Raw genomic sequence first — 11,072 nt, 5'->3', positions numbered from 1 at the left:
TCTTTTGCAGGGTCGCAAACAAATGGTGATGGACGCACAGAGTGCGCGGTGGATCGCGGTGCTTGTGAGTGTTGAGGGTGAGGCCGCGATAGCGGTGGTGGATGCCGGCGAGCTTGAGGCACAAGCGATTAGCCCTCGAGTGCTGATTGATAACACTCATCGTGCCGCGGACATAGACTTTTGCAATGTACGACCAGCTTTGCTGGTGTCTGGCACTGCGGTGTCAGCAGCGCTTCGGGATTACCGTCTTCTAGGGGCCTTGTTGGTGGCCGCAGAAAGCACCGGTGCTACGGCTGCCTGTCTCGACGTAACGGTGGATTACCTCAAGACACGAAAACAGTTTGGAAAGCTCATTGGCTCCTATCAGGCCCTGAAGCACCCCAGTGTCGAGATTCTTACTATGATGGATTCGGCGCGCTCCTTTGTGTATCACGCAAGTTCCTTGATCACGGATGATGCCTTAGCCCAAGATCAGGAGATCGCTTGTCGTATGGCCAAGGCTCAGGCGACCGAGGCACTCAAGTTCGCCGGTGACCGTGCAGTGCAATTTCATGGAGGCATGGGTTTTACCTGGGATTGCGATGCACAGTTGTTTATCCGGCGCGCTCAGTGGGCGCAGCAACAGTTTGGCGATGCACAGCATCACCGTCAGCGACTGGCCGGCCTGCTACTAGACGATTAGTGCATATTATGGACCGTTGCCCGCCCGCTGAATCCTCAGCGGGCTACTTTGCGTAACAACTCGTATGACTAAACCATCATCAATTCGCCGAGGAAGCTTCGGCCGAGGGCTTGCCGTGTCGCTGGCCGGTATTCGCGCAGGCACTGCCTTTGCATTGGGCTCTGCCGTGAGGCGACTGCGCGGCGACGACAGCGGTAATAGCGATCTTATGCGTCGGGAGGCCCGCAGATTTACCGCGGAGCTTGGACGACTCAAGGGCACGTACGTCAAAATAGGTCAAATGATGGCCTTGCTTGGAGAGCACTTTCTCCCGGAGCCATTGACCGACGCTCTCCACGATCTCGACTCCCAGACACATCCATTGCCCTGGGGTGAGCTTGAGCCGGCAGTTCGCGACAGCCTTGGATCGCGTTATAGCAAGTTACAGATTGATACCCAGTCCTTGGCGGCAGCTTCTTTAGCCCAGGTGCATCGCGCCACCCGGCGTAGTGATGGCTACGAACTGGTGCTGAAAATTCAGTATCCGGGCCTCGCCGCGGTGATCGATGAAGACTTCGATGCGGTTGTTCGTATGTTGCTCTTAACTCGATGGATTAAAGCGGGGCGGGAGATAGATGCATGGTTTGAGGATATGCGTGAACAGTTGCATTACGAAATCGACTACCAAAGAGAGCTTAATATGACCCGAGAAGCTCGGGGACACTTCGCCAGTGACGACCGCTATCACGTGCCGGAGGTGATCGAGAGTTTTAGCAGCGATAGCATCTTGGCATTGGAGTATGTTCATGGGCATCGGGTGACTCAGCCCGAAGTTGCGGCCCTGTCGCAGGGTCGTCGTGATGCTCTCGGGCAGGCCATGCTGGAACTGTTTTTTATTGAGCTCTATGAATGGGGAGTTCTGCAGACGGATCCTAATTTCGGCAACTATCTTATTCACAGTGAAGGCAAAACCGACCGTTTGATTCTGTTGGACTTTGGCTCGACTTTGGCCTGCGATGACGATTTTCGGCGCTACTTTGGTGATGCCATCGCGGCGGGCCAGACAGGAGATCGACAACTCCTGGCTGAGAGTCTCATCGGTCTTGGTTGTCTGAAAGCAGATGCTACAGTCTTCGCTCGGGAGAGTTTCTGTGAGTTTTGCGAAATGTTGTTGGAGCCCTTGGCAAACCCGGAGAATCTGCCGCCCGAGTACCTCAATGCAAAAGGGCAGTACTGTTGGGGTCGCTCGCGTCTTATGCAGCGTGTGGGCAAGCATGCCGCGAACTCAGCGGCCACTCGTCATTTCGCAACGCCCTCCAGGGACTTCGCACTTATCGTGCGCAAGCTTACCGGCGTCTTCACTTTTATCACTGTGCTCAATGCCGAGTTTAATGGTCACGAGATTGCGCATCGATACATTGATGGCTGGATTGGTGGCGGGAGTGAGCAATGACAGACTCTGAAGACAAGCGACGCTCGAAAGGGAGGGCGGTGCCTACAAGCCGCAGGGGACGATTTGCGAAAGTAGCGCGTCTCGCCGGCGGCGTCGCCGGAGGTATGTTGGCTGAGGGCGCGCGGCAGTTACGCGCAGGAAATCTTCCAAGCCGACGCGATCTTCTATTGACCCCGGGTAACGCCCGGAGAGTGACCAAGCAACTCTCCGAGATGCGCGGCGCCGCTATGAAACTGGGTCAGATTCTGTCTATGGATTCCGGCGAGCTTCTTCCCAAAGAACTCACGGACATTCTCGCAAGCTTGCGTTCCGACGGAACGAGCATGCCAGAGTCTCAGCTCGAAGAAGCACTGAGTGAAGCTTATGGCGCGGACTGGGAGAGCGAATTCCATTTGTTTGATCGTTACCCTATTGCGGCTGCCTCCATAGGCCAGGTGCACCGTGCCGTGGATCACGACGGCCGAGAGCTTGCGCTAAAGATTCAATATCCCGGCGTTGGAAAGAGTATTGCGAGCGACGTGGACAATATCGCTATGATGCTGCGAATTTCTGGACTATTGCCTGAGCACGCAGATATCCAGCCATTACTGGATGACGCTAAACGACAGCTCGAGGACGAGGCCAACTATTTGAAGGAAGCCAAGTTCCTGCAGCGCTTTAACGATGTGCTGGGAGATGATGAGCGCTTTATTCTTCCTGAATTGGTGCCGGATCTGACGCGCAAAAACGTGCTTGCCATGACCTATGTTGCCGGCGGTCCCATCGAGGCCATCGCTAGGCGCTCTCAGGAGGAACGCGACCGGGTGCTTTCCGCGCTCGTGGAGTTACTGCTGACGGAGCTCTTTGAGCTTCGAATGGTTCAGACGGATCCTAACTTTGCGAACTACCAATATCGTTGGTCCACGGGGGAGATCGTACTCCTTGATTTTGGTGCGACCCGAGATTTCAAGGCGCGCTTTGTGAGCAACTATCGCAAGCTTGCGGTGGCTGCCGTACACGGTGATCGCGAAGCTATGACAGTAGCCGCGGAAAAGGTCGGTTACTCCATAGGTGACGAAGACTCCCACTATCGCGAATTAGTGTTGGACTTGTTACTGCTTGCGCTGGAGCCCTTGCGGGAAGATCGACTTTACGACTTTGGCACTTCGACCATGCCCGAACGTCTGTCGGCACTCGGTAAAAAAGCCACGGAATATGCTGATTTTTGGCATGCTCCTCCTACGGATGTGGTGTATTTCCACCGCAAGCTTGGCGGCATTTTTATGTTGGCCGCCAAAATGAACGCCCGAGTGAATGTCAACGCACTCATGCAGCGCTGGCTCTGATTGACGGTGAGTGCGCCTACGCTTCGCTTGATTCTGGGTGACCAGCTGTCCCTTGCAAACCCGGTGCTTGTAAATGCCGATCCTAAACGGGATTGGATTTTACTGGCAGAAGTTTCTGAGGAGGCCAGCTATGTACCCCACAATCGGCACAAAATCGTACTCATCTTCAGCGCTATGCGTCATTTTTCGGCTGAGCTAAGAGAGCGGGGTTTTAAGGTCATTTATCGCAGCTTCGAGGAGGGCGTGCCATCACTGTATGCGGCCGCAGAGGCCGGCCTGAAGGAGTCATCGGCGCAGGCCGTGCTGGTCACGGCACCCGGTGAGCACCGACTGCTGGTGGATATGCAGAGCTGGGAGTCAAAGCTGGGTGTGACCGTGCTCTTGCAAGAGGATGATCGGTTTTTAGCGTCCAGGGATGATTTTGAGTCCTGGGCGAGCGGTCGGAAGCAGTTCCGCATGGAGTACTTTTACCGGGATATGCGTCGTCGCTACCGTCTGCTCCTCAACGAAGAGCGAGAGCCCGAGGGCGGAAAGTGGAATTACGATGCAGAAAACCGCGGCGGGTGGCGCGCACAGATCACGGTGCCTGAGCGACCTGCAGTGGCTATTGATGATATTACGCGCGAGGTCATTGCGCTGGTAGATCAGTGTTTTTCGAGTAATCCCGGTGACCTGAGTCAGTTTCGTTTGGCGGTAACGGCTGCAGGCGCTCAATCCCAATTGGACTGGTTTTGCGAACACGCGCTACGGGACTTTGGCAATTATCAGGATGCGCTTGCTGAAGAGTCCCCTTGGATGTTTCATGGGTTGATCTCCATGTACCTCAACATTGGTTTGTTGGAGCCCCTGGCTGTATGTGAGCAGGTTGAGGCAGCTTGGCGAGACGGACACTGTTCCTTGGCAGCTGCCGAAGGGTTTATTCGGCAGATACTGGGGTGGCGCGAATATGTGCGGGGAATCTACTGGCACGCGATGCCAGGCTACGCTGAGCGCAACACTTTTGAGGCTAAGCGTGCGCTACCGCCCTGGTTCTGGACCGCCGATACGGACATGCGCTGCTTGTCGCAGGCCTTGAGTCAAAGCCTGGAGCTTGGCTACGCACATCACATTCAACGACTGATGGTGATCGGAAACTTTGCCTTGCTTGCGGGGCTCGATGTCACGGAGGTTTGCCAGTGGTATCTCGCTGTTTATGTCGATGCTTTTGAGTGGGTTGAGCTACCCAACACCCTGGGTATGGCCTTGCATGGTGATCATGGCTTAATGGCCAGCAAGCCTTACGCAGCATCAGGGAAGTACATTCAACGACAAGGTAACCATTGCAAAGCCTGCCGTTATGATCCCAAGCAAACTACGGGAGAGGGCGCCTGTCCCTACAACAGCCTCTACTGGCACTTCATCGATAGACATCAGGACTATCTGACTAAGAATGCCCGTATGGGCCTGATTGTCGGTGCTTGGAAGAAGCGTGATGCCTCATATCGCAAAGCTATCGTCGATTGGGGCGACCGAATTCTAGCTACTGTGCTGGATTGAGCGCTCGTCCCTTTTGCAGGCCTGCGATGACTCATGTGTCCTTGGGTGAGATTGGCCAGTCCGCTGCATCGGTAACGTACATTGGCTGCGGTGGTCGATGACCGTCCCACTTTTGTGTAAACACACCATCGGGATCGTACTGCGCCGCTTGCTTGTCGATGTTGAAGGCACGGCCACCGCGAGGATCAGCGCCGACCCCTGCAATGTATTGCCAGTTCCCGTAGTTACTGCCGACATCGTAGTCGATGAGATGCTTTTCAAAGAACGCGGCGCCGTAACGCCAGTCGATACCAAAGTCATGGATGAGACAGCTGGCTGCAATCTGTCGCCCGCGATTGCTCATCCAGCCGGTGGAGACAAGCTGATGCATGAATGCATTGACCAGCGGATGATTAGTGTCGCCGGCACACCAGCGTGCGAAATTTCGCGGCTCAAAAGTACAGCGAGAAACCGCGCCTTCTCGCCCACCGTGGCGAAAAAGCGCGACGCCGTCGCGAAGAGCTCGCCAGAAAAAGTAATCCCGCCATAACAACTCAAAATACAGCCAGTAGGTCGACTCGTTCGGTCCATGTGCGGCTTCGTGTTCGCGCACTGCCGACGCGATTTCCCGCGCCGAGATGCTGCCGAGAGACAGCCAGGGAGAAAGTGTCGAGCTTCCTTCCAGGGGGTCCAGGCAGTTGCGGGTTTGTTTGTAGCGTCGAATAGCACCGCTTTCGAGGAATTGCTTCAGACGACGCTGCCCGGCGTCGCTGCCGCCCCGCAGTGGCAGGCCCAGCGGAGGTTTTATACGCGGCGGGGGTATGCGATGGAACTGCAGCGCGGGCGGCGCGGGTAATTGCGGGAGGTCGCGGGAGGGCTCATCGGCAGTGAGGTTCTTTTCGATCCTACGACGAAACGGCGAAAAGCTTTCGGGTAGCTCTGGGCAGAGTCCGGCGATATCCGCCTCTTTGAAAAGGGCGCTACCGGGGTGCTCTAGCACCGGGATATCCAGTCGCTCGCGGAGTACGCGCAATGCCCTCGCCTCGTAACTCCCGGGGCACTGACTCGTGTGCAGTGCATCGACGCCGTAATCTCGCACTAGGTCCGGAATGACCAGCTCGGGTGAGCCCTGAAGAACTAGCAGGTTTTGACCCAGAGGCTGAAGATCTTTGGCCAGTTCCAGGAGGCTTTCAGAAATAAAGCGTTCTCGCTGTTCCCCAAGGCCCTGGGTGTTGCACCAGGGTCGTTGTTTGGGCCACAGATAAACAAGCAGCAGCTCATTGGCCGCTGAGGCCGCGACAAGTCCGGGGTGATCATGAAGTCGCAAGTCATTGCGAAACCAATATATAGCGCGCATGGGTTGCTCAATTTTAACTATGCTTTAAATACGCAGCATCGTCCTCGTCAGATGGCATTCTTAACAGCGCTGAGCTAGGCTTCTTTGCCGCTATAAAGTCAGCGAACGTTTAGAGATTGAGGAACACGTCCAGGTTGTCCCTCAACACCTTATTCCGATTGAATCAGGAAGATTCCATGTCAGACAACAGTGCTCTTTTTAAGCCCTTCACGCTAGGCAAACTCGAGCTCGCCAATCGTACGGTAATGGCACCTATGACCCGCAATCTATCTCCTGGAAACGTGCCACACGAGGGCGTTGCTGAGTATTACCGCCAGCGCGCAGCCGGTGGTACCGGGCTTATTTTTACCGAGGGCACCTGTGTTAACCATATTGCCGCCAATGGCTATCCGGACGTCCCCTATTTCTGGGGTGAGGAGAGTCTGGAGGGCTGGAAAAAAGTCGCGGACGCAGTGCATGCCGAAGGTGGCAAGATTGCACCCCAACTATGGCACGTCGGTGGTATGCGTCGCTCGGGTACGATGCCTGAAGGTGATGTGAACGGCTATGCGCCATCAGGCATGAATGTTCCCGGCAAGGTCAATCGTCATGTGATGACCCAGCAAGACATTGATGATGTTATCAAGGCGTTCGCGGATGGGGCTAGAGATGCTAAAGCCTGCGGGTTTGACGCCGTCGAAATTCACGGTGCTCACGGTTATCTGCTGGATCAGTTCTTCTGGGAGGGCACTAACCAGCGCACGGATGGCTACGGCGGGTCTTTGGATAATCGCGGACGCTTTGTTTGCGAATTGATTGCCGCTTGCCGTGATGCCGTAGGTCCAGACTTTCCCATTGCCTTGCGTTGGTCGCAGTGGAAACAGCAGGATTACAGCGCACGACTTGTTCAGACTCCCGAAGAGCTCGAGCAGTTTTTGAGGCCTTTGTCGGATGCCGGCGTTGATATTTTTCATTGTTCGCAGCGGCGCTTCTGGGAGCCGGAATTTGAGGGTTCAAACCTGAATCTGGCCGGTTGGACAAAGAAAATCACCGGCAAGCCGACAATTACCGTGGGTAGCGTAGGGTTGAATGCTGATTTTATTCCTGCACCGGGCGAAGCTACTTTTAAGGAAGCTGAAACTGCGTCGCTGGATGAATTGATCACGCGACTCGAGGCCGATGAGTTTGATTTGGTGGCTGTGGGCCGAGCGATGCTTGCAAATGCGGGCTGGGCAAACAAAGTGCGCGATGGTGATAGTGCGGGGCTGGTACCTTTCCGCAAGGAAATGTTGGGCTCACTGGGCTAGCCAGGGCTTGGGTCTGACCCGCGTGGATCTCAGGGGGCGGCCTGCTTGATTGCCTTCTGGAGTTCTGCAATACGCAGCTGCAGTTCCCGGTTTGCTACCCTCAGGTCACGTACGTTCATTCGTTCTACGGACAGGGTGTCTTGCGATGCAATACGAAGGTCGTAAGACTGGGGAAGGTTTGGAGCCTGCTCTGCCTGGCTCCAGGCAAGATAACTGAACGCTGCACTGCCTACTAATAAGAGCGCAGTTGCCAGGTGCTGCCACATACGTCGGTGACCTTGCTTTGTGAATTGCAGCTCACTGTGAATTCTGAGCTCACTTTCAAGTGTGGTCGAGACTGAAGCCGGGTTCTCCTTCGGATTCAATCTGACAGCCTCAATAAGCTCTTCGCTGAGCCAGCGATTGTTTAGACGTTGCTGCATACGGCTCCGCGTCCCTGAGCCTTGGCGTGATAGAGACGCGTGTCCGCGCGCTGCAGTAAGCTCTCTTGGGTGTCGCCGATTTGGTAGTCGGCAATCCCTATGCTGATATCCGGACGTATACCCTCTGTTGCTTCACCCAGCCCGAATTCGTCCTTGCCGATGCGCGCAAGGTTTGCGCGGATTTGCCGCGCGGCATCGCGGGCTCCTTGCAGGTCGGTGTGCGGCAGCAAAATGGTGAACTCATCACCGCCGAATCGGAACAGTAAGTCTGTCCCGCGCGTACTTCGCTTGAACACGCTGGCGATGGTTTTGAGTACATGATCACCACCGAGATGCCCCAGCTCATCGTTGATTTTTTTGAAATGATCCACGTCGATCATCATCAGAGAAAGAGGGCTTTTGTGGCGACGGGTGCGTGACAGCTCGCGCTCGATCCATTGATGGAGAGAAACGCGGTTTCCAAGTCCGGTAAGACCATCCTGAGTGACCATCTCATGAAGCATCTGGAACTCAATGGCTGTTCGCAGGCAGCGGGCTACGGTGCCGAGTGCCTGCTCGATGCTCAATAGTTCGTTTTCGCTATAGCGCTCGCGCCGACAGAGGGTGATGCGGCCGAGTTCCATTTGATCCAGCGTTAAGCTGTAGTTTGCACTGTGGTGACGACGGTTACCCAGCTTGATATCGGCGCGTCCGTTGCTAGTCTCATAGGTCAATCCATCCGCCAGCCCCAGATCGTTGCACCAACGGAAAAACAAAGAAATCAACGATTCAACGTCGTTGCAGCCAATCAGGCGCTGCATCAGCAGTAGCTGTTGCTCTGGGCCACCGCTCCAGCTGCCGGGTATATTCGTGAGCCCCTGACCTGCGGGCAGGGAGGCTCGTCCACTGACGGCCGCGGCTACTCTGTCGGTATCTGGCTTACTGCTAAAGGGGATCACTTTTTTCATTACTAATGCCTTATCGCTGCCGGTAGTCGGCCATTCTTATTTGCGTTAAAGCTTATCAAGCAATCGCCATGCCAGTTATTTTTTACGATTTTAGCCGAATTTATAGGCTTTATAGGCTATTTTTATAGAATTTTTAATCTTGGTTGTTTTATGCCAATAAAATGACGGCCTCGATGCTGGCTCTGCCAATCTCAGCGGGTTAGTTGTCAAATTTATGCCGTGCGCCAGATGAGGCAGGGGACGGGCTTAGGGCTTAGGCTTTGCCCAGGGTTCGACTATCGCTTTGATGTTCTCGCGATCCGCTGAGGGAATACAGATCGGGTCCCCCGTCCTCGCGACGTAGGACATCCAGGGCGCCTCGGGTGCGGCCCTGGAGACGAAGAATCAGACCACCATTGCGGCGGTTGTTGTCCTGACACAGCGTTGCCAGGCTGATTAGCTGATTCTGAAGGTCAATGTCGGCCTTATTGCCGCCGCAGTGACTCACCAGGTCTCCCAGCGGGCTGTCGGGGCGCAGGCCCAGACCCAGGCCTTGCATCCAGCCGATGCGTTGATCTTGCTGTGCTCGATGAGCGGCAACGGCGGCATTTTTCGCGACCGTTGCGCGTTCCAAATCGTCGACCTTATTGCTGATAAGTGCCTGGTATTCAGCGTCCAGCGCAGTCTCAAGCGTCTGTAAAGTGCTCAATTCAGCAGTCAAAAGGGGCGTGAGTTGTCCTGAGTTGGTGTTCATGTCCAGTTAGTCTCGGTTTAACCGAGCTCGACTTCGCTCTGGAGCAGGCTGTCGACGATGCGCGCTGGATCTACTTCGTAGCTACCGTCGCTGATGGCTTGCCGAATACTGTCAACCCGGGCCTGATCGACGCCGGGTAACTCGCGAAGTTGATTCTCAAGCGACAGCAGGTCTGTGGCGGTGCTGGTGATTGAGACGGATTCCCCGCTGGCTGAGGGCGCAGACTCTGTGGCTGCTCGCCCATTGGGCTCCGTGCCACTGCGACTGACCTGCTCGGTATCGCTGCGCGTCTGGCGAATATTGACGTTGTTGTCTACCGGGTTCATGTCCCTTCCATCTCGTCGCAAGCAGTAGTTTTACTGCTCAGCGATCAATATTTGTGGTTTCAATTTATATAGCGACAGAAACTGCAAAAAGTTTAGCACATTCGTTGATTCCGTCTGCTCCCTGGGTCCTGCGGCTCTCAGGCCCTCTCAGGGTATTCGAATACTGCCATCTGAAAGAACCAAACCCTCCACGCGACGACCCGATGCGAGGTTCGTTACCAGCAGTCGATCACCCTTTGCGCCACTGCCCATGGCTTTGCCTTGCATTCGCACCTCCACGCCCCCGCCGCCGGCGATCAAGGTCACCATCTGCCCCCGGCTTACGAGTTCCGGAAGGTCCACATGGCCATGTCGTAGCGTGGATCCGGCGGGGAGCGGGCGTTTGAGTTCCATGCCGACAACCATCTCGGGGTCGACAATCATGTCATTGGCCTGCGATGTGATGCGTCGAGTGACCATCTTAAAATCTGTGGGGCCTAAAACTGTGCCTCGAGGCAGCGCATTTGCCAGTACGGGAAGTTCCAGCGATGCACTGACTTCAGCGCGAAGATAGAGAGTCCAAGGCACACTCCCGCTGCAGCGTACGCCGTAGCTAACGGGGCCCAGTACGCGGCCACTGTGCGCACGAACAATCTCCAGTTCGCGATCGCATAGTGCGGGGCGAAGTCTTTGATCCAGGGAGCGGACTCGGACCTCTATGCGGTCCAGGCCTTGTTCTGAGGCTGCCTGAAACGCTGCAAACTCCACCAGGTTGAGGATGTCATCGTGGGGTTGCGTTGCCTGCGCCGCGTGAGCAGCGCTTTGCCAGCTCAGGCCCGCTACGAGCGCGAGCATAGGCCTCCAGATCGACTGAGTAACTGCTGCGTTGTTGACGTGTCTACTTTTAGGAAGATGTGTCATTTATCTGACGGTTCCTGCATCGGTCGCGGGTTTAACACTGATGCAGCATGTTTCATGCCATCGCAGGCAAGTCGCCTGAGTGTTGCTCGGGTTTGTGTTCTGCCGGGGTGGCAAAGCTTGCCGCAGCGGCGCGAGATTGCCGCGTTT

General features: G+C 55.5%; 11 protein-coding genes. 5 read left to right on the top strand and 6 right to left on the bottom strand.

Features of this window, described 5'->3' with window-relative positions; translation table 11 throughout:
* The 4 genes from ACI9KD_RS15565 to ACI9KD_RS15550 form a co-directional block, all read left to right on the top strand.
* The coding region (locus ACI9KD_RS15565) for an acyl-CoA dehydrogenase family protein (RefSeq protein ID WP_414982090.1) at positions 1 to 682 on the top strand (682 nt) is incomplete at its 5' end.
* A gap of 64 nt (positions 683 to 746) precedes the next feature.
* Positions 747 to 2,114 (top strand): ABC1 kinase family protein, encoded by a 1,368-nt coding sequence (locus ACI9KD_RS15560; RefSeq protein ID WP_414982089.1) that lies wholly within the window; start codon positions 747 to 749, stop codon positions 2,112 to 2,114.
* Entirely contained in the window at positions 2,111 to 3,439 is a 1,329-nt protein-coding gene (locus ACI9KD_RS15555) for an ABC1 kinase family protein (protein ID WP_414982088.1), read from the top strand. Before ACI9KD_RS15560 ends, ACI9KD_RS15555 begins: the two co-directional genes overlap by 4 nt.
* Positions 3,440 to 3,445: 6 nt before the next feature.
* Positions 3,446 to 4,975 (top strand): cryptochrome/photolyase family protein, encoded by a 1,530-nt coding sequence (locus tag ACI9KD_RS15550; protein WP_414982087.1) that lies wholly within the window; start codon positions 3,446 to 3,448, stop codon positions 4,973 to 4,975.
* A 31-nt stretch (positions 4,976 to 5,006) separates the two neighbouring features.
* Here ACI9KD_RS15550 and ACI9KD_RS15545 read toward each other — a convergent pair whose 3' ends face one another.
* The gene (locus ACI9KD_RS15545) at positions 5,007 to 6,311 is read right to left on the bottom strand and encodes a DASH family cryptochrome (RefSeq protein WP_414982086.1); all 1,305 of its coding nucleotides are present in this window, start codon (positions 6,309 to 6,311) and stop codon (positions 5,007 to 5,009) included.
* A gap of 176 nt (positions 6,312 to 6,487) precedes the next feature.
* On the opposite strand from ACI9KD_RS15545, the gene ACI9KD_RS15540 reads away from it, so the two are divergent.
* Positions 6,488 to 7,597, top strand: coding sequence for an NADH:flavin oxidoreductase (locus tag ACI9KD_RS15540; RefSeq protein WP_414982085.1), 1,110 nt, complete (start codon positions 6,488 to 6,490; stop codon positions 7,595 to 7,597).
* A 29-nt stretch (positions 7,598 to 7,626) separates the two neighbouring features.
* On the opposite strand, the gene ACI9KD_RS15535 is transcribed toward ACI9KD_RS15540, so the two are convergent.
* The 5 genes from ACI9KD_RS15535 to flgA form a co-directional block, all read right to left on the bottom strand.
* Positions 7,627 to 8,019, bottom strand: coding sequence for a hypothetical protein (locus ACI9KD_RS15535; RefSeq protein WP_414982084.1), 393 nt, complete (start codon positions 8,017 to 8,019; stop codon positions 7,627 to 7,629).
* Complete coding sequence (locus ACI9KD_RS15530) at positions 8,004 to 8,966, bottom strand: GGDEF domain-containing protein (RefSeq protein ID WP_414982083.1); 963 nt, start codon at positions 8,964 to 8,966, stop codon at positions 8,004 to 8,006. Before ACI9KD_RS15530 ends, ACI9KD_RS15535 begins: the two co-directional genes overlap by 16 nt.
* Positions 8,967 to 9,219: 253 nt before the next feature.
* The gene (locus tag ACI9KD_RS15525; RefSeq protein ID WP_414982082.1) at positions 9,220 to 9,699 is read right to left on the bottom strand and encodes a flagella synthesis protein FlgN; all 480 of its coding nucleotides are present in this window, start codon (positions 9,697 to 9,699) and stop codon (positions 9,220 to 9,222) included.
* Positions 9,700 to 9,716: 17 nt separating this feature from the next.
* Positions 9,717 to 10,025, bottom strand: coding sequence for a flagellar biosynthesis anti-sigma factor FlgM (flgM, locus tag ACI9KD_RS15520; protein WP_414982081.1), 309 nt, complete (start codon positions 10,023 to 10,025; stop codon positions 9,717 to 9,719).
* Positions 10,026 to 10,172: 147 nt separating this feature from the next.
* A complete protein-coding gene (gene flgA / locus ACI9KD_RS15515; protein ID WP_414982080.1) occupies positions 10,173 to 10,859 on the bottom strand; it encodes a flagellar basal body P-ring formation chaperone FlgA in 687 nt (228 codons plus the stop codon).
* Positions 10,860 to 11,072 lie beyond the last annotated feature (213 nt).

The organism is Congregibacter sp. (assembly GCF_047617445.1).
Taxonomy (GTDB): domain Bacteria; phylum Pseudomonadota; class Gammaproteobacteria; order Pseudomonadales; family Halieaceae; genus Congregibacter.
The sequence above is the reverse complement of the archived record's forward strand: the minus strand, read 5'-3'. Positions and strand labels throughout refer to the sequence as shown.

Bases quoted from the DNA above. Each gene is read 5' to 3' on its own strand.
- flgA (WP_414982080.1), bottom strand. From the start codon at position 10,859: ATGCTCGCGCTCGTAGCGGGCCTGAGCTGGCAAAGCGCTGCTCACGCG.
- ACI9KD_RS15560 (WP_414982089.1), top strand. From the start codon at position 747: ATGACTAAACCATCATCAATTCGCCGAGGAAGCTTCGGCCGAGGGCTT.
- ACI9KD_RS15535 (WP_414982084.1), bottom strand. From the start codon at position 8,019: ATGCAGCAACGTCTAAACAATCGCTGGCTCAGCGAAGAGCTTATTGAG.
- ACI9KD_RS15530 (WP_414982083.1), bottom strand. From the start codon at position 8,966: ATGAAAAAAGTGATCCCCTTTAGCAGTAAGCCAGATACCGACAGAGTA.
- ACI9KD_RS15525 (WP_414982082.1), bottom strand. From the start codon at position 9,699: ATGAACACCAACTCAGGACAACTCACGCCCCTTTTGACTGCTGAATTG.
- ACI9KD_RS15545 (WP_414982086.1), bottom strand. From the start codon at position 6,311: ATGCGCGCTATATATTGGTTTCGCAATGACTTGCGACTTCATGATCAC.
- ACI9KD_RS15555 (WP_414982088.1), top strand. From the start codon at position 2,111: ATGACAGACTCTGAAGACAAGCGACGCTCGAAAGGGAGGGCGGTGCCT.
- flgM (WP_414982081.1), bottom strand. From the start codon at position 10,025: ATGAACCCGGTAGACAACAACGTCAATATTCGCCAGACGCGCAGCGAT.
- ACI9KD_RS15540 (WP_414982085.1), top strand. From the start codon at position 6,488: ATGTCAGACAACAGTGCTCTTTTTAAGCCCTTCACGCTAGGCAAACTC.